Origin of the sequence: Levilactobacillus zymae, from assembly GCF_032190635.1 — a bacterium.
Taxonomy (GTDB): domain Bacteria; phylum Bacillota; class Bacilli; order Lactobacillales; family Lactobacillaceae; genus Levilactobacillus; species Levilactobacillus zymae_A.
The window spans coordinates 1,716,730-1,735,252 of the sequence record NZ_JAVLAS010000001.1 but is presented as its reverse complement, the minus strand read 5'-3'; the positions used below and the strand labels follow the sequence as shown (position 1 = coordinate 1,735,252).

16 protein-coding genes are annotated in these 18,523 nt (G+C 54.5%); 7 read left to right on the top strand and 9 right to left on the bottom strand.

Features of this window, described 5'->3' with window-relative positions; translation table 11 throughout:
* Nucleotides 1–68 precede the first annotated feature (68 nt).
* Both glpK and RI501_RS08070 read left to right on the top strand, forming a co-directional pair.
* Nucleotides 69–1,571 (top strand): glycerol kinase GlpK, encoded by a 1,503-nt coding sequence (glpK, locus tag RI501_RS08075; protein WP_313821554.1) that lies wholly within the window; start codon nt 69–71, stop codon nt 1,569–1,571.
* 173 nt (nt 1,572–1,744) lie between these two features.
* Nucleotides 1,745–2,395 carry an antibiotic biosynthesis monooxygenase gene (locus tag RI501_RS08070; RefSeq protein WP_313821552.1) on the top strand — a complete coding sequence of 217 codons (651 nt, stop codon included), beginning with the start codon at nt 1,745–1,747 and terminating at the stop codon, nt 2,393–2,395.
* Nucleotides 2,396–2,468: 73 nt separating this feature from the next.
* On the opposite strand, the gene RI501_RS08065 is transcribed toward RI501_RS08070, so the two are convergent.
* The 3 genes from RI501_RS08065 to RI501_RS08055 all read right to left on the bottom strand — a co-directional run bounded on the left by RI501_RS08065 (nt 2,469) and on the right by RI501_RS08055 (nt 4,445).
* Nucleotides 2,469–3,119 carry an NAD(P)-dependent oxidoreductase gene (locus RI501_RS08065; protein WP_313821550.1) on the bottom strand — a complete coding sequence of 217 codons (651 nt, stop codon included), beginning with the start codon at nt 3,117–3,119 and terminating at the stop codon, nt 2,469–2,471.
* A gap of 15 nt (nt 3,120–3,134) precedes the next feature.
* Nucleotides 3,135–3,494: a MerR family transcriptional regulator gene (locus RI501_RS08060; protein ID WP_313821548.1), complete on the bottom strand. Its 360-nt coding sequence runs from the start codon at nt 3,492–3,494 to the stop codon at nt 3,135–3,137.
* A gap of 132 nt (nt 3,495–3,626) precedes the next feature.
* Complete coding sequence (locus RI501_RS08055; RefSeq protein ID WP_313821546.1) at nt 3,627–4,445, bottom strand: Cof-type HAD-IIB family hydrolase; 819 nt, start codon at nt 4,443–4,445, stop codon at nt 3,627–3,629.
* A gap of 191 nt (nt 4,446–4,636) precedes the next feature.
* Here RI501_RS08055 and RI501_RS08050 point away from each other — a divergent pair, with 191 nt between their 5' ends.
* The gene (locus RI501_RS08050) at nt 4,637–6,007 is read left to right on the top strand and encodes an RsmF rRNA methyltransferase first C-terminal domain-containing protein (protein ID WP_313821544.1); all 1,371 of its coding nucleotides are present in this window, start codon (nt 4,637–4,639) and stop codon (nt 6,005–6,007) included.
* Nucleotides 6,008–6,141: 134 nt separating this feature from the next.
* Here the strand turns inward: RI501_RS08050 and RI501_RS08045 are convergent, their stop codons facing one another.
* The 5 genes from RI501_RS08045 to mvk all read right to left on the bottom strand — a co-directional run bounded on the left by RI501_RS08045 (nt 6,142) and on the right by mvk (nt 10,905).
* The gene (locus tag RI501_RS08045) at nt 6,142–6,705 is read right to left on the bottom strand and encodes a hypothetical protein (RefSeq protein WP_313821543.1); all 564 of its coding nucleotides are present in this window, start codon (nt 6,703–6,705) and stop codon (nt 6,142–6,144) included.
* A 79-nt stretch (nt 6,706–6,784) separates the two neighbouring features.
* Nucleotides 6,785–7,819, bottom strand: coding sequence for a type 2 isopentenyl-diphosphate Delta-isomerase (gene fni, locus RI501_RS08040; protein ID WP_313821541.1), 1,035 nt, complete (start codon nt 7,817–7,819; stop codon nt 6,785–6,787).
* Between the two features lie 13 nt (nt 7,820–7,832).
* Nucleotides 7,833–8,906: a phosphomevalonate kinase gene (locus RI501_RS08035; RefSeq protein ID WP_313821539.1), complete on the bottom strand. Its 1,074-nt coding sequence runs from the start codon at nt 8,904–8,906 to the stop codon at nt 7,833–7,835.
* Nucleotides 8,907–8,986: 80 nt separating this feature from the next.
* Nucleotides 8,987–9,961, bottom strand: coding sequence for a diphosphomevalonate decarboxylase (gene mvaD / locus RI501_RS08030; RefSeq protein WP_313821537.1), 975 nt, complete (start codon nt 9,959–9,961; stop codon nt 8,987–8,989).
* Nucleotides 9,961–10,905, bottom strand: a complete 945-nt coding sequence (gene mvk, locus RI501_RS08025; protein WP_313821535.1) for a mevalonate kinase — start codon at nt 10,903–10,905, stop codon at nt 9,961–9,963. Before mvk ends, mvaD begins: the two co-directional genes overlap by 1 nt.
* A gap of 274 nt (nt 10,906–11,179) precedes the next feature.
* Between mvk and RI501_RS08020 the strand changes: the two genes are divergently transcribed.
* The 4 genes from RI501_RS08020 to RI501_RS08005 all read left to right on the top strand — a co-directional run bounded on the left by RI501_RS08020 (nt 11,180) and on the right by RI501_RS08005 (nt 16,589).
* Complete coding sequence (locus RI501_RS08020) at nt 11,180–14,023, top strand: helicase C-terminal domain-containing protein (RefSeq protein ID WP_313821533.1); 2,844 nt, start codon at nt 11,180–11,182, stop codon at nt 14,021–14,023.
* Between the two features lie 45 nt (nt 14,024–14,068).
* On the top strand, nt 14,069–14,572 hold the full coding sequence (locus tag RI501_RS08015; protein ID WP_313821531.1) for a cell wall elongation regulator TseB-like domain-containing protein: 504 nt from the start codon (nt 14,069–14,071) through the stop codon (nt 14,570–14,572).
* Between the two features lie 18 nt (nt 14,573–14,590).
* Nucleotides 14,591–15,772, top strand: coding sequence for a pyridoxal phosphate-dependent aminotransferase (locus RI501_RS08010; RefSeq protein WP_313821529.1), 1,182 nt, complete (start codon nt 14,591–14,593; stop codon nt 15,770–15,772).
* A gap of 61 nt (nt 15,773–15,833) precedes the next feature.
* Nucleotides 15,834–16,589: a DnaD domain-containing protein gene (locus RI501_RS08005; protein ID WP_313821527.1), complete on the top strand. Its 756-nt coding sequence runs from the start codon at nt 15,834–15,836 to the stop codon at nt 16,587–16,589.
* A 499-nt stretch (nt 16,590–17,088) separates the two neighbouring features.
* On the opposite strand, the gene RI501_RS08000 is transcribed toward RI501_RS08005, so the two are convergent.
* The gene (locus tag RI501_RS08000; protein ID WP_313820033.1) at nt 17,089–18,363 is read right to left on the bottom strand and encodes an ISL3 family transposase; all 1,275 of its coding nucleotides are present in this window, start codon (nt 18,361–18,363) and stop codon (nt 17,089–17,091) included.
* Nucleotides 18,364–18,523: the final 160 nt, after the last annotated feature.

The window sequence follows — 18,523 nt, the reverse complement described above, 5'->3', positions numbered from 1 at the left end:
AGACATAATTGTGACAGCACGGTGCCTTGTGCCCGTAGTTAATGAACGTATGAATGGAGATTCTGACGATGGATGATCAACAATACATGATGGCAATTGACGAAGGGACGACCAGTACCCGCGCGATTTTATTTGATCGAAACGGTCAGATTGCGGGGCAGGCCCAACGGGAGTTTCATCAGTACTTTCCGCAACCTGGCTGGGTCGAACACGACGCCAATGAAATTTGGAACGCAGTGCAGTCCGTGATTTCTGACGCGCTGATTGACTCTGAGATTCAACCCTATAAGGTTCGCGGAATTGGGATCACAAACCAACGGGAAACTACGGTGGTCTGGGATAAGAAGACCGGCGAACCCATTTATCATGCGGTGGTGTGGCAATCCAAGCAGACCAGCGCGATTGCCGATCAGTTGAAGGCGGACGGTTATACCGACGCCATTCACGATAAGACCGGTTTAGTGATTGATTCGTACTTCTCGGCGACTAAGATCAAATGGATTTTAGATCACGTCGACGGGGCCCACGAGCGGGCTAAGAATGGCGAATTACTGTTCGGGACCATTGACACCTGGATTTTATGGAAGTTGACCGGCGGCCGGGTCCACGCCACGGATTACACCAACGCCAGCCGGACCATGCTCTTTAACATCAATAGTTTGAGCTGGGACCAGGATATCTTGGACTGGTTGGACATTCCAGCTGCCATGTTGCCGGAAGTCCGGTCATCATCGGAGATCTACGGCTACACGGCCGGTTACACCTTCTCCGGGGTTCAGGTACCGATTGCCGGGATTGCGGGGGACCAACAGGCCGCCTTGTTCGGTCAAACGGCCTTTGACCGTGGGATGGTTAAGAATACCTACGGAACCGGGGCGTTCATCATGATGAACACCGGGACCAAGCCCACACTATCGCACAATGGCTTACTGACCACGATTGCTTACGGACTCAACGGTGAGATCAACTATGCGCTGGAAGGGTCGATCTTCGTGGCCGGTTCGGCGGTGCAGTGGTTGCGTGATGGGATGCGGTTCTTTGAACATGCCAGCGAATCGGAAAAAATGGCGGTCGACGCCGAAACGACCGGCGGGGTGTACGTGGTTCCGGCCTTTACCGGTCTGGGCGCCCCGTACTGGAACCAAGAAACGCGCGGAGCCGTCTTTGGTCTGACCCGGGGGACCACGCGCGAACAGTTCGTGCGGGCCACGGTTGAGGCCATTGCTTACCAGACGCGTGACGTGGTCGACACCATGACCAAGGAAACGGGGATGACTTTAAAGTCCCTGAGCGTCGACGGTGGGGCGGCCAATAACAACTTCTTGATGCAGTTCCAGGCCGACATCTTGAAGACGCCGATTAAGCGGGCGGCCATCAACGAAACCACGGCACTGGGAGCGGCTTATTTGGCTGGTCTAGCCGTGGACTTCTGGCCTAACATTGACAGCATTCGCCAGATGCACAAGTTACGCGACGAATTTACGCCCCAGATGGCGGACGATCGGCGCGAGAAGTGCTACGCGGGCTGGCAGGCAGCGATTAACGCGACACAGGCCTTTCACCAAGATTAATCAGGTAACGCAAAACTCCTGCGACCTTAACCGGCGCGGGAGTTTTTTAATTGACGGCAGATCCTCCGGTGACATCTACGGGTAAGGGCGCTAAAAGATATAAAGCGCTTACGCTATTTAACCGATTAATCAGGTATAATAAGGGTAAATCCCTTTAGAGAGTGGGCACTACCATGAAATTGCACCACGCACCGTTATTACGACTATATCGACTAGGAATTGCGCCGCAGGAACGTTCCGAATTTGTCCAGGCGGGCGCCCGTAATTTACTGACCTCGATTGTTCAAGAACCGGGAACCCTAGCGATGGGGGCCACCCACCAAGACGTTTTTGGCGCGACCAACTACATCTTTGAACTGTATCGCGATGAGGCGCATTATCAGGTGCATGCGCAGTCACCTCAGTTTCAACAGTACCAGCAAGTGGCCCGCCGAATTGTTCAGGACAAGATGCGCCTGGAGTTGACGCCGCAGGTCTTACGGAGCCAAGCAGAGGCCTTGCGGATCAGCGGGCCCAATGATCTGGTTGTCCGGGGACTCTTTTTAACGGCTAAGCCGGGGCAAACCGCTACCATTCGTCAACGGGTGACCGAACGGGTTGAACGCTTGGCGTTTAACGAACCGGATACGTTAGCGGTTTATGCGGCCACGGTAGCCACGGACCAGACGCAATGGGTGATCCTAGAGGTCTACCGTAACGTTCACGTCATCGCTACGGGCGACCACGACTTGACCCACACGCTAGCCGATGTGGTTAGCCAGCAGTTTAGCCGCCATCTTGCGCCGGATGTCCTGGTGACGCAGGGGTCCTTAACTTTCGAGTAACTCAAAATACGCACTCAACGATCAGCGGCATAGCGTTGGGTGCGTATTTTACTTTACATAACTTAAATTATCTTTAGCTTTCGGTTAACGGCGCACCGTTATGCACGGACAGGCTTTGGTTGGGGTAAGCGTTGTGAAACAGGGCGTTGGCTGCGGCCCGGGCAAAGGTGGTGCGGTTGATATCGAATTCGTTGGCTCGAATGTCGTGATAGTCCGGGGTATGGGTGATCAGTTGCGTTTCCGGACCGTCTTGAATCAAACCAGGACGAAAAATGGTGAAGGCTAAACCTGAGTCGCGATACCAGTCTAACTTGTGGCGTTGATCCCGAGTGTATTGGGGATACATAGTTCGTACGGCTGAAAGGTAGGGGCGCAAACCGGAGCGAAATTCGCCGTAAATGCCGCCCGCGGAAATGTCGACCACGTGTTTGATTGGGGCGTGGGTTTCCCGGATGGCTCGCAAGAGCAGTTGGGTCCAGGCTCCGGTGTGCACGCCGCCGACCGAATTGTAGACGTAGGTAACGTCCGGCAAGGCCCGCAGATAGTCAGCATAGTTCGCGGCGTCACCAACGATTACTGGAAAACGATCGCGTTGATCGGCGGGTAATTTAGCGGGGTGCCGCACAAATAATTTTAATTGAACGGTGGGATAATCGTGGGTCATCAAGCTGATAAAGGCTTGCGCGGTGGGCGACGTGGCCCCCAAAACGAGTACGGTTTCCATGATAGACAAGACTCCTTAGTTGGTAGGATGTTCAGCCAGAAAGTTTTCGATAAAGGTGATCTGAGCGGCAGTCTCGACCTGGCGCTGCTTGAGGTGGGCCAGGTGGTGAGCGATGATGGCGTTTTGCTGTGGCGCCGTTTGCTGTTTACCGGCCAGGACTAGGGTCGTTAGTCGCTGAATATCCTTCAGTGGCATGCCCGAATCGATGAACACCATGACCTGCGTTAACCAAGTCACGTTTGCGTCGGTAAACTGACGGTAACCGTTAGCGGTTCGTTTCAGGTCGGGGATAATGCCCAACTGATCATAGTATTGAAGCTGAGAAACGCTCAGGTTTAAACGGTCGGCGACTTGTTTGGTGGTGTAGGTGGTCATGGAACTGCTCCCTTTTGAACTGACAAGCAATCAGTATAAACTATCAAGTTAACTTGATAGCAAGCGATTAAACGACTTTTCATCAAAAAAACGGTTCACGCCACCAATGGGGGTGTGAACCGCGTTGTACGATTATTCGGCAATTTTGAGTTGAAGATAGTCGGCTAAGTAGTCGGCCATACCATCGTGGGCGTTATCTAACGGCGTCACGTCGTTGGCTAAGCCCTTGATGGTCGGCGTGGCGTTTTGCATGGCGACGCCCCAGCCGGCGTAGTCCAGCATGGCGGCATCGTTATGCTCGTCCCCGAAGGCCACGATGTTTTGCCGTTGCACGTGGTAGTGGTGCGCCAGGATTTCCACTCCGGTGGCCTTTTGGACGCCCTTGACGCCGAGTTCGACCACGGAATCTGGGCCGCCCCACGGTGCCGCATCGATTTGGTCGCCGAAGTTGTGTTGTAGGTAACTTAGCAGGTGCTCCTGGTGACTCCGGGCGACCGCAATGGTCAGGCTGGTCGGATTCTGGGTCAACGATTGATGGTTTAAAATTTGATTGCTCTTGAGGACCGATGGGAAGAAACCAATTTCACGGGGTTGATCCTGCATGGCGAGAAACAGATTCTTACCTTCGGCCGCCAACATCTCGATCCCAAGTTCGCGTTGGTGGTTGAGTAAGTCAAAGGCGATTTCGCGGTCAAACGTGTATTGGTATTCGTCCGCCCAATGTTGGTGGGGGATATGGCCTAAGCTGCCGTTAAAGTTGATCATCGGCCCAGCTAGCTGCAACTCATCGTAGAAGTCTGCCGAAAGGCGATTGGGTCGACCGGTGACGATGCTGACGACGTGGCCCGCTTCACGGGCGGCCCGTAAGACGGTTTTGGTTTTGGGACTGAGCTGCGCTTGCGGATTCAGCGTCGTGCCGTCCAGATCTAGGGCAATTAACTTCCGTTCCATAATTCCGAACACCTCACAAGATTAGAATGACTAAGTCTTTCTAATCTAACATAAACCCAGCAGGATTGCGACTATTTCTCCCTAGTGTGTCCCGCACGAAACGGGTATAATGGGAACGGTTGAATCCAGAGAAACAGAATATATGTAGAATACAAATGGTTAGTTGTAGCTAACAAGATGGGAGCATAACGGTGAATTTACCAGATGACTTTATAACCAAATATCAAGGGCTGTTGGGCGACGAAGCCCCGGCCTTTTTCGCGAGTCTGACCACGGACGAAAACACGGCCGGCTACCGGGTCAATCCGCAACGGCAGGTACCGGCGAAATTGACCGCCGCTCCCGGTGTCCCATATGCGCAGTGGGGGTACTTTGGTGGCGTCAAGGGTCGTAGCCTGGCCCATCAGAGCGGGACCATCTACAGCCAGGAACCCAGCGCCATGTTTGTCGGGGCCACGGCGGCCCCCCAACCCGGTGAACGGGTCTTAGACCTCTGTGCGGCGCCCGGGGGCAAGACCACCCATTTGGCCAGTTATTTGCAGGGCCGCGGGCTGTTGGTGACCAACGAAATTAACCGGAAACGGGTGCGGGTCCTCGCTGAAAACGTGGAACGGTTCGGGGTGCCCAACGCCTTGATCCTCAACGATTCGCCGGACACGTTGAGTCCCGTTTTTCCCGATTTCTTCGATAAGGTCTTAGTCGACGCACCGTGCTCGGGTGAAGGGATGTTCCGCAAGGACCCGGCGGCTATGGACTATTGGTCCCTCGACTACGTGCAGGATTGTGCGGCTCGCCAGCGGGAAATCTTAACGGAAGCCGTCAAGATGGTTAAACCCGGGGGTCAATTGATTTACTCCACCTGCACGTTTGCGCCGGAAGAAGACGAACAGATGATGGCCTGGTTACTCCAGACCTTCCCCGAGTTTTCCTTAGTGCCCGTTGCCAAGAGCGGCGGCGTGGTGGACGCCCGGCCGGATTGGGCAGACGGCAATCCGGACTTGGCCAAGGCCGCCCGGTTATTCCCGCAGTTGTTGCGCGGTGAAGGACACTTTGTGGCCAAGCTCCAACGGACCGCGGACGCCCCGGCGGGTAAGGCCAAGGGCCGGGCCCAGCTGGGACAGAAATTGTCTAGCGACCAGCGGCAACGCTGGCAGGCCTTTGCCCAGGAAGTCCTGGGAACGGTGCCGGCCGGCGACTTGGTCACGGTCAAGGACCAGCTATTCTTAGCGCCTAGTGACCTGCCGGACCTGAAGCACGCGCACGTCTTTCGACCGGGCCTGCACCTGGGTACCTTCAAGAAAAATCGGTTTGAACCGGCCTACGCCTTGGCCCTGGCCAGCGACCCGCAACACACGGCCCACACGCTGGCCATTGACCTCGACCAGTGGCAACAATGGGTTCACGGGGACGCGTTAACGCTGACTGCGGCCCCGGCCAAGGGCTGGTACCTGCTGACCTGTGACGCCCAACCCGTGGGCTTCGGCAAGGTTGTGGGTTCGACCGTGAAGAACTTCTTCCCCAAGGGATTACGGTTCACGGTGTACCCGGAAGACTTACAATAAAGCAACAGACAACTCATACGATTAAAAATCCGACCAGACTGATGAAGCATCAGTTTGATCGGATTTTTGAGTAACGTGGGCCCCGCTTAATTTGTCAAATGGTGGCATTGCGCGGTCAGTGAAATCGCTAAACGTTAATCCACCTCTTCATCCACCTGCTCTTGGTGAGAGGGTGGTTTGAGCGGCAGCTTGGCTAGGTCGTGTTGGTCCCACAGGGTCACATGTAGTTGGCGGGCGACTGCTCGTAATTCTGGTGAGATTGGGTGAGTAGTGGCAATGATTACCTGGTCCAGTCCAAGTTTCTGGCGGGCCTGGGCGTTTTTTTGCATCTCAGCTAAGCGGAGGTCGCCACAACAACTAAACCCAACCAGATGTTGGCGAACATCCATCATGTGGACGTCTACGAGGAAATTTAGGTTAAAACGAGAAAATGGGCGTGTGTCAGAATAACCCAACCAAGCCAGCTGACGCAGTAGCCGTTTTTCTAGGGCGCGCCCTTTAAGGGTGGTATCAGTATGGTAAGGCGGCATGGGTTTAACCCAGCGAACGTGTTTACGCCAATAGTCAAATGTGAGTCCGCTGACGATGCCGAGGACGATTGTTAGAATAAATTGCCAATGCATGACGGCCAGAATGAAGATGAAGGCGACCGTGAGTGTGCCCAGCAGACTACCGGCTAGTCCAAATAAGTATCCCATTCAATAATTTCCCCCAAAATAGTATTGCAGATAGAAAACGACCAAGGCACCCGGAATGGGCGACCTTGGTCGTGTCGGTTTAGATTAAGTGGCGCTGCTGCCGGTAACTTTCGAGTTCCGGTGAGAACAGTAACGGTTGGCGCTGCAGCTCGCGGATGGTTTTGACGCCAAGCAGCGTCATGATGGTGCGCAGGCCGGTCTGCCAGTCCAAAAGCAACTGCACCGTGGTGGCTTCGTCGGTCTTCAGCAGGCTGTGCAGGATTTGTCCGGCGCTGCCGACCACCGTGGCCCCCAGGGCAAACGCCTTGGCGATGTCTAACGGCTGGCGAATCCCGCCGGTGGCAATCGTGGTCAGGTCCGGTACCCGTTGGGCCTCCAAGAGGGACTCGACGGTCGTTTGGCCCCAACCGGTTAGGTAATCAAATTCCTTGGCAGGTCGGCGGAAATTCTCGATGGTCGCGAAGTTGGTGCCGCCGCGGCCGCCGAGATCGACGTAACGCACGCCCACGCTGACCAGTTGGGCCAACGTTTCGTGCGCCATGCCAAAGCCGACCTCCTTGACGATGACCGGGACGTCTAAGGCCGCCACGGTCTCACCAATGCTGTCGAGCCAGTGGAAACTGCGGTCGCCCTCGGGCATCACCAGTTCTTGCGCGGTGTTAACGTGGAGTTCTAAGGCGTCCGCCGCCAAGAGGTCCACGACCCGCTTGGCTTGGGCCACGGTGTGTCCGGCCCCCAGGTTGGCGAAGACCAGGCCGTCGGGATTATTTTCTCGCAGGGGCGTGAAGGTCGCGATGGCGCTGTCGTCCTGTAAGGCGATGCTTTGCGATCCGCTGGCCACGGCCAGACCGGTTCGAGCGGCGATGCGGCCCAACTGGGCGTTGACTGCGCCCGTGCGGGGACTGCCCCCGGTCATGGCCTCGATCAGCAGGGGCACCGGTAACGTCAACGGTCCCAACCGAGTGGTCAGGTCCGTGTCCGCCACGGCCATTTCGGGAAGACTTTGGTGCACGAACCGTAATTGGTCAAATTGACTGGTCGCTTGCGGCGTATAGAATTTCTCAGCTAAAGAGAGGTGTTCGTCCTTGCGGTGGGCGTGGCGTGACAGTACCATAGCGGTTTGCTCCTTATTCGATAACGTGGTGGACGTTTAATTTTAGCGGTTCAATGCCGCGTTGTTCCCAGTCGTGTAAGAGGTGCGCGAGGTCCTTGGCGGCGTCGATGATCACGATGCCGCAATCGCCACCGCCGGCCCCGGAAGACTTGGCCGCGCCGCCGAGTTCGACGGCCGTGTCACACATGGTTTTGAGTAACTTGGTCTCAATGGTGACGTGGCTGAGGTGGGCCAACTGGTTCAAGAGTTGTCGGTTAACGGTGATTTCGTGTTGGATGGCGGTTAAATCACCATCGTGAAACCCTTGGATCATTCGGTGCAAGCAGGCACGGCTGTCTTCCAGAAAGGCGTGGTAACTGCGGCGCTGCGTGGCCTTGAACAGGGCGATGCGGTCGACTAGGTGGGAGGTTGACGCGGGGGTGCCCGTCCAACCAATCATGAGCCGCAGGGGGGCGGGCGGCGTCAGGAGCTCAATCTGTAAGCCGGGCCAATCGGTGTTTAACAGCTCGGTCAAACTGAGTTCACGCCGTGCGGAGGCTAACCAGTCGCGGTCAAAGGCGCGGTAGGCGATCCAGCCGCCATAGACGGAAGCCGCGATGTCGCCCAACGAGCCGTTGCCCTGAACGTCCAAGTGCGCGATGGCGGCCAGCTTGAAGAGTTGGTCCTTGCTTAATCGGATGTCGTAGAACTGGCAGAGAGCCTTGACGGTGGCCACGGTCACCGCGGCCGAAGAGCCCAGCCCGTATTTTTTACCGTCGGCACTATCCAGATCACTGTTGACGTTTAAATGGTAGATGCCCAGCGGCTTGCCCAGTGATTGGGCGTATTGTTCGGTCAGGTGAATGGCCGATAAGATGTAGTGGAAGGGATTGTCCCGGTTGTCAAAAACCAGTTCGCTTCCCTGGCGTTGCCAGTAGAGGGAATTCTCTTGGTATTGTTTGGAAGCGATGCGGCCGTAGTCGTGGCTGGGTTCGATGGTCACCGTGACGAATTGGTTCAAGGCAACGATAATGGCCGGATATCCCGGCTCGACAACGGCGTATTCGCCGGCAATATAGAGTTTTCCGGGTGCTTGGGCGGAAATCAAAAAATCAGGTCCCTTCTGCCTGCGACACAGTGTCGCCAATAAATAGATAAGTTTGGAAATTTTTATGGAGCTGACCGGCATTACCGCCAGCTGAGTCCCGGGCCGGGATGGGCCACGATGACTTGCTCGGCGCCTAGATCTTGGCGGAACCGGGCGGTAATGGCGGGGAGGTCGGCGACCTGACAGAAAATCTTGAGGTTGGGACCGGCGTCTAACGTGTAGTAGCAGGCCACCCCGGTCGCGCGTAGGTCGCGTACCGTTTGCATGGCCTGGAGGGTCGCCCCGTTGAAGTAACTGTAGGCGGGGTTGGCACTCAGGGTTAACGCGTGCATCCGCATGGCGTTAGTCTCTAAGATTTCCCCGACCGTGGTGAAGTCTTGGTCTAAAATCGCGGGCTTGATGACGGCTAAATCGTGGGCCACGACTTGCTTCCAAGCGGGGTAGTAGGGCGACGTGACCACGCTAGTTTGCATGCCCTGCCGCGAGCTAACCTTCTTGCGGTGGGGATCTAAGACCAACGCGACCATGGCAATCGGCCAGGTCACCGGATCGATCAGGGGTTCGGCGTACGAACTGGCATCGTCGTGACCGGCGTGCCATTCAACGAACCCGCCAAAAATCGACCGGGTAGCCGAACCAGACCCCCGGCGCGCGAGCCGGGAAAGGTCGCGGGAACTCAGGTCTAAGCCGGCCGCACGACTGGCGGCCCCGGCTAACGCGGCAAAAGCGGAGGCCGAAGAGGCGAGGCCCGCCGCCATGGGCACGTGGTTGGTAGAACTGACCCGCGCGAAGTCGGCGCGGTTGGCCTGAGCGCGCACTAAGTCGAGCACGTGGCGGACTTTGCGGCTCGCGTGCTCGTCGAGGCGGACTTGGTTGACGGTGACCTGGTCGGCCGTTAAGGTCGGGTCAAAGGCCACCGTGGTGTCCGTATAAAATTGATCAAGGGTTAAGGATAAACTGCTGGTTTGGGGCAACATCAACGTGGCGTCGGCCTTGCCCCAGTACTTGACCAGTGCAATGTTGGTGTGGGCCCGTGCGGTGACGGCTGTGGTCATCATGCTTCCTCCTTATGGTGAAAGGTTTCGGTCCAGGTGGCCGTGGCCCCGGCCGCTAAAACGGCTTGTTGGACGCGCACGGCACTGGCCTTGGTGGCACACAGGGCGATGAGGCAACCGCCCATACCGCCCCCCGTCAGTTTAGCGCCTAAAGCACCAGCTTGCAACGCAACTTGAATCAAATGGTCCAGTTCGGGCGAACTGACACCTAACCCGGCTAATTGGGCCTGCGCCTGGGTCAGCGCGCCACCGAGTTCGGTGATGGCCCCGGTCGCCAGGTAATCACGCGCGGCGTAAGTCAGTTCACCTAACCGTTCAATCTGATGAGTGGTGACCTGCGGAAAGACCGTCTTGCGCCGGGCGACGGCGGCGACAGCCTGGCCGGTTTGACCCTTGACGCCACTATCGGCGATCACCAGGTAGCCGTCGAGGTTAAAGGGAATCTGACTGATGACCTGGTGCGGGAGCAACCAAATCGGGGTGGCCGAGCTGGCCGTGGCCGCATCGATGCCGCTGGGATGACCGTGGGTGATCTTTTCGGCAATCGCCGCGGTGTCCAATAGCGTTTCTCGCGTTAAGGGATGGTCAAAGAAGTCGTACATGGCCCGGGTGATGGCCACCGCCACGGCGGCCGAAGACCCCATGCCCCGTTCGGCAGGCAGATCACTGGTGATGGCCATGTGAAACGGGGTGTTGTGGCCGTGAAACCGGTCGAGTAGCGTGGCAATCAGTTGGACCTCGCCGGCCAGATGGTGGTTTAATTGAGCGATGGGCCCGTCAAAATAGCGGCTGGCCATGGTTTGCCCACTGGGGATTTCGGTCATTACCACGCGGGTGGTGACTGAGGGGAGCGGGAGCGCAATGGCCGGTTGACCATAGACGACGCTGTGATCCCCGAGAAGAATAATTTTGGCGTTACTAACGCCTCTGCCCGTTCTACCCAAACTAATCGCTCACTTTCTTGTTCGAATTAATCTACCAGAATATCATACTCTACTGATTGTTATTGCGCTAGTTTTGCCGGTCAAAATCACTGAAAGTGTAAAAAAATTAACGTTTTCTATAAGATTTGAATCGAGCCCGGGACGCTTTTTGACTAGGAAAACGCTAAATTTACCAGCCACGGGCTTTGGCGGCCAGATGCGTAGCGCTGGGGTGCAAAGTGGTGTATCATAGTGCCAGTTATAATCGCATTTGTGCAGAAATTGGTGAGCAGACATGGATCAAGACACGGTCTACGCGGTTGTTGATATTGAAACGACCGGTACCAGTGTGCAAGATGGCGATCGCATCATCCAAATTGGGTGCGTCTTCGTCCAGCATAATCAAATTATTAACCACTTCACGACTGACGTGAATCCGCTCCGCGAGATTCCGGCGGCCATTTCCCGTCTCACGGGCATTACCAACCAGCGGGTGCGTCATGCGCCGTTGTTTGATGACGTTGCGGGGACCCTTTACAGCTTATTAACGAATACGGTCTTCGTGGCGCACAACGTTAACTTCGATTTGCCGTTCGTCAACGCCGAATTGGCCAGAGTCGGGTATCCCGAACTCGACATCGAAGCTGTGGACACGGTGTCTTTAAGTCAGATTCTTCTGCCCACGGCGCCCAGCTTTCGGTTGCGCGATCTGAGTGGCTTTTTCAACATTGAACACGATAATCCCCACTCCGCGGATAGTGATGCCTCGGCCACGGCCGAACTCTTCATCTTCTTGTTCCGGCGGTTGCGGGCCTTACCGTTGGTGACCCTCCAGCAAATGATCGACCTGCAGGCGGATCTGCCACGACAAACGGCGACCCTGTTTCGGGTGGCTCAGGCGCTTAACGCGCAAAAGCCGCGCAAGTTACCGGACTATCTGTACGTTAAGAATGGGTTGGCACTAAGGCAGACGGCAACCAGCACGCCGACGCCCTTAACGGCCCCAGCTAAATACCCCAAGACTAAGAAGCAAAAGCAAAAGCTGATGCCGGAAAACCTCGAATGGCGCCCGGAACAAGCGAAAATGATGAATTACATCTATAATAACTACGCTCATGGCGATCAGCACCCGGTCAAGCAAATGGTGGTGGAAGCCCCGACCGGGATCGGCAAGAGTCTGGGGTATACGCTACCGATGGCCTACTTGGGGCAGAACGGCCAACCGGTGGTGATTAGTACGGCCACCACGTTATTGCAAGAACAATTAATGGAACAAACCTTACCTTTATTACGACAGATTGTGCCGTTTCCCGTTAACGCCACGGTGGTTAAGGGGAGCCGACACTACCTGGATTTGCAGCGCTTTGCGGTCACGTTAGGCTTAAACGAAAGTTCCAAGCAGACCCAACTGTTGAAGTTACGGTTGCTGGTGTGGTTGACCATGACCACCACCGGGGACCTCGACGAACTGCATCTGGCCACCTATCGGGCACCGTATTTCCAGGAAATTGTTCACGAGGGCACCGCCACGGCGGATAACCCGTTTTATGACGACGATTTCTTACGACGCCGCGACCAGCAGTTGGCCCAGGCCCAGTTCGTAATTGTCAACCACGCGTACTTGAGCGAACACGCCACGGCGCTGGGCAACCAACTGAAGCACCCTTACCTGGTGATTGACGAGGCCCAACACTTACCCGACAGTACCCTGCGGCAACGACGGACCAAGGTTAAGTTTGCCCAGATCTTAAACGAACTGCACCATATTCAACGCGATATTAGCCGCGAGATTGGGCCGAGTCTGTTAACCTTATTTGACGGTGACCGCGCCACCCAGCAGACGTTACAGCACTTATTGCGGAGTAGCCAACAAATTGAGAAGGCCCTGAACACGGTGGTCAACCAACTATTTCTCAACTTCCTGGCGGCTAAACGCGGCAACGCCCAAAATACACCCATCGAGGAACTGGTGGCGACCGCCGACTTGGCGCAAAACGCCCACGACCTGCAGGCCACATTGACGCAGATTGCCCACGGCGATACCCAGTTGTTAGTCCAACTGGGCGTGATTCGCCAGCACTTCGACCAGCAACGGGAACGCTTTGTCGCCTCCCAACGGTACTTGTTCGAGCAGTTGGACACCCGGGTGCACCTGGTCGACGAACGGTTGCAGCGGTTATTAGCCATCTTTAATGAGGCCACCGCGCCAAAATCTAGTAGTCTCTTTTGGGTCACCATCAACCACGTCGGTGACCGGGGGAGCTTGGAACTGGCCAGCGGTTTACTGGCCACGCAAGGGTTTCTGCGTCAACAAATCTACGCGGCCTTTCAACCGGTGTTATTGACCGGAGCCACGTTGTTTTCGTCGGGGCGTTCACAGTACGTGATCGACCAGTTTGACTTGGACCGCGAGGCGACCGTGACCCACCGGATGCGCAGTAGCTTCGACTACGCCAACCAGGCGCAATTGCTCTTGGCCGACGCGGGGCCGAATCTCAGCCGCGTGGCGCCGGACGATTACGTGACCTACCTGACTAGTGCGTTAACGCAACTGGCCGGCGCGGTCCACAAGCAAACGTTGATTCTGTTCAATTCGTTAAACGTGATCGAACAGGTTTACGAGCAGTTGACCCGGCAACCGGAATTCGCCCAACGCGAGATCTTAGCCCAGGGCATTAGCGGGAGTCGCGAACGGATCACTAAACGCTTCGTGACCGGCCACGACTCGATTCTTTTGGGAGCGGCCAGCTTCTGGGAGGGCATCGATCTGCCGGCCGACCAGTTAGAGTTACTGATCGTGACCCGGTTACCGTTCGACTCGCCCGACCGGGTCTTCGTCAAGGCCAACTATGCACGACTAGAGGCCGCAGGCAAGAACCCGTTCTATAACGCGGCTCTGCCGGCAGCCACCTTAAAGCTGCGCCAAGGGGTGGGCCGGCTAATCCGGACGCCCAACGACCGGGGGACCGTGGTCATCTTGGACCAGCGCCTGGTTGAGCGGCAATACGGGCAGAGTATCTTGCGGGCCTTACCCGCCGATTTACCCCGGGTGACCGGGGACGTGGGGACCTTGACGCAGGCACTGATTAAATTTTTTGAAAAAACGCCGGCTACGCCCGTGACCCCACCAGAAATTTGATATAATTAACGCAGATTGAACACAAGGGAGTACGATGGTAAATTGATGAGACAACAGTACCAACGGCGCCGCCGACCCCGGCATTGGGTTTTATTGGGGGTTCTGGTGGTGATTCTCGTGTTGCTTTTGAGTGGCGGCTACGCGATTCATAAGGCAACCCATCCGTTTAACCAGGCTCAGACGCGTGCCGAGAAAATTGCACGCAACTCGGGACATTTGACCAAGACTACGCAGTTCTACTGGACCAACCTGGATACCACCTACTATACGGTGGCGGGCACCAATAAGGCCAAGCAAAGCGTCTACGCCATTGTGCCGCAGTCGGGCAAGAACGTGACGGTGCTGAAGCAAAGCGACGGGCTTTCACGGAATGCGGCCTTACAGAAGGCCTGGCAACGCAATCCCAAGAAGGTCTTATCGGCCGCATTGAGTATCTTTAACGGCAAGCCAGCTTGGCAGATCAGTTACCTGAGTAAGAGTGGTAAATTATGCTACCTCACGCTACAATATAGTAATGGGAAAGTGCTCCAACAAATTTCGAACCTTTAACTCATGAGGAGGGTGCCTATGAAACAATTAGCCCAACGAGCCAGAGCCGTCCAGCCCTCGGCTACGTTACAAGCGTCACAACGCGCCAAGGCTTTGACCGCTAGCGGGGTTGACGTCATCAACTTGGGGGTCGGTCAGCCCGATTTCCAGACGCCAACGGCCATTAAAAAGGCCGCCATTCAGGCCATTGAAGCCGACCAAGTCGACGGCTATACCGCAACGACCGGGATCGCTCCGTTACGTCAAGCGGTGGTGGACCACTTACAGGCGGCTCAAGCTGTGACCATCACGGCTGATCAAGTGGTGGTGACGACCGGAGCCAAGATGGCGTTATACGCGTTGTTCCAGGTCCTGTTAGATCCAGGCGACGACGTATTGTTACCGGCGCCTTACTGGGTGAGCTATGCCGAACAGATTCGTTTAGCGGGCGGTCACGTCTTAGAGGTGGCCCCGACGGCAACTCTGAAGGTGACCCCGGAACAGCTCGACAGTGCCGTGACCCCGGCCACCAAGGCCATCGTCTTGAATTCACCGCAAAACCCGTCGGGGGTGGTCTACACGCCGGCTGAGTTAAAGGCCATCGGTGACTGGGCCGTGGCTCACGATTTATGGATCGTGTCCGACGAGATTTACGGTGATCTGGTCTACGATCGGCCGGCACCGGAACCGTCGATGTTGACGCTTAGCGACGCGATTACCGCCCACACCATCGTGATCAACGGGGTCTCCAAGACCTACGCGATGACCGGTTGGCGGATCGGCTGGGTGATTGGTCCGAAGGCCGTCACGGCGGCGTTGGGCAAGGTGCTCTCGCACATGACCGGGAACCCGGCGGCGGTCAGTCAGTACGCGGCGTTAAACGCGTTGACCGGCGACCAGGCGTCCGTGGCTAAGATGAACGCCAGTTTCCAGGAACGGCTGGATACGATTTATCCGTTATTGACGGCGCTACCTGGCTTTGCGTTACCAGCCAAGCCACAGGGGGCCTTCTACCTGTTCCCCGATGTGCAAGCGGCCATGGCCATCAAGCACTGCACCACGACCAGCGAGTTCGTGACGCGGGTGCTAGAAGAGGCCCACGTCGCGGTGGTGCCGGGCGAGGCGTTTGGCTTGCCACACCACATCCGCATGAGTTACGCGGCGGACCGCGAACAATTGTTAACGGCTATGACGCGGTTAAAGGAATTTATGCAAAGTTAAATCAAAAACGGTCGAGTGCCTAATGGGCTCGACCGTTTATTATTAGGAAAGGATGACACCGATGGATGAGTTTACACGACGGTATTTACAGGCGGGGCAGACTAGCGTGGCCAACTTCTTAATTGACCACTTTCAGGAGGTGGGGATGACCACGGATCAGCTGTTGGTCTACCTGCAATTGAAGCGCTGGCTGGATCGCGGCGATTATCTGCCCGAGAGTGACGTGTTGGCCCAGAACCTGGGGTGGGACACCAAGCGCGTCTTCGAGGTGCTCCACGAGATGATTGCCCAGAAGCTGATGACCATCAACACGGTGACCAACGACCAGGGCCAAAAGGTTGACCGTTACGATTTCCAGTTGTTAGCGGAGAAGCTAAGTCACGTGCCGGACGCGGAGGCGACCCAACCGACGCCGGCGGCCACCACGGACTCGACGGCGCCGACCAGCGCCACGGCGGCCCAGCCGGCGGTTAACCCGGATTCGCAGCGTGCGACGGTGTTTAACCAGATTGAAACGGAATTCGGCCAGATGTTATCGCCGATTCAGATGGATACGGTTAGTCAGTGGCTGGACGTCGACTACTATAAGCCGGAGTTGATCCAATTGGCATTGCGCGAGGCGGTCTTAAACCAGGTGTACAACCTGAAATATATGGATCGCATCCTGCTGAACTGGGAGAAAAAGCACCTGACCACGGCGGCCCAGGTGCAACGCGAACAGGAACGCCAACACCCGCGGCGCAAGACCGGTGGGGATGGTGGTGCGGGGGATGCGACGATCCCGGACGTGCCGATCTTTAAGTTGACGGATGATTAGGGAAAAGGGTTAAAAACTAGATGGTTCGTTCAAAATTAATTTTTGAGCGAACCATCTAGTTTTTTAATCATTAAGGGCTTAAGGGCGAATTCTCTGGGGAAGGAGTAGTAGACGCTTGCTCTGGTCAATTGAAAAATGCTAAAATTGCAGTATTCCTCACTGCTGTGAGGGTGATCCGTTGTATTAGATTTTTGTTAATTGGTTGTGTTTTGTATTCCCCACGGATGTGGGGCTTTATATAAGACAACTTGTAATAGGTATTTGATAAATTGAAATAATTTGACTATTGGAATTATCGTGGTAAGATAAAGTTGTTAATTGATTTAAAGTTATTGATTACACGTAGAATACGCTTACATTTTAGTGATGCTCAATCCTTAAAGATTAAGCAATGGTCCCAAATTGATGTTGTTGCGGTCTCATGAGCGGAGGGTAATACGATATGAACAGAAATTGGTTCTATGTCAACTGTTGTTGGTAATTCCATTTATAAAATTGTCTAATCCTTTGAGATTAGGCAATTTTTTTTGAGCCCAAATGCCAGATGAATCCTTAATCTAAAGCTTGTGAAACAGCCAAAGCCGTACGCAACTCGCTTTATTACCTTGATTTTGTTATTAATACCCTCCATTGGACCATTTGAGAATTCATATCTCAATGCATTATCAACCGATTCTCGGTTCTCAACCAGTGCGTTCAACGCCTTCGTCATTTCTTCTGAGCCATTGTCTTTTCCGTCTAGAACTGTTTCTAGTCGAGCGATGTCACGGTACCTAACGGCACTCATGACCGTCTGTAACTGGTTATATGCTTCGCGTAATTCTTCGTTGATATCAAGAAGATATTCGACTACGCTATTCTCAGTTTGGCTTCCAGGAATGTTAGTGTAATTAGAGTACTTCTTTAAGTCCAACTTCTCGTTGGGCTTAAAGAACAGTCGCCAGTAACGCTTTAAAGCCTTATATTTCATGTTTGAAGGCGCATAGGATTTCATGATACGAATCCTTACTCGAGTGAATCCCCGCATCACGGAGTTAACGATGTGGAACCGATCGGTTACCACAATCGCATTTGGAAAAATAGATTCAGCTAGTTTGGGATAAGTGTAGTTCATATCTGTCACAATGACTTTGACGCTTTCTCTAGCTTTCTTCGTATAACGTTTAAAGTAATTCTCCAAATCATAGAGTGTCCGCGATTCCAGAATGTCCAAGAATTCACACCGAATACCATCCATAAATACAAAGCTCATGGATCCCTTTGCGTCTTTGGTAGACTTGACCTCATCCATGTTAATTACAGCCGGTAACCAGTCAAAACGCGTTTTGACGTTGCCCTGATAGCTTCTCATGATTCGCAGGACCGTTGTACTTGAGATGCTTAATTCGGTAGCGACATGACGCATCGAAACTGTTTCACTTAATTTTAGAAAACAGGCAAGTTTGCTTGTGTTAGAGATGGTGTGGTTTCGTTGAACTAGTGGTGTTTCCGCAAGAAAGTATTGTAGGCAGTGCTTACACTTGAAGTCCCGCTTTTTAAGATGAAGCTGGACATCCCGTTCGGCAGTTCGAGGCAATTTAACATTGGCCCAGCGCCAGCCATATTTGATAATACTTTTTTGGTTTAAGACACCACATTTGGGGCATGCTTTTGGACGATAGTCCAAAATTGCCTGCACTTTAAGTGGGCCCATCATTTCCAAGGGGTTCATCACTTTTAACTTTTTGATGTTGGGGTCTTTTATCCCCAGGATAATTTTAGTATCATTAGTCATAGGATATAGTCACTTTCTCTTTCTTGAAATGTGGTAGTGGATGGATATAGGTCTGCGACTATATCCCTTTTTTGTACATTTTTTTACATTCTTTGATTATACAAAAATATCCGTTGCCAGTAATCAAATTCATTTGATTACCAACAACAGATATTTTAGA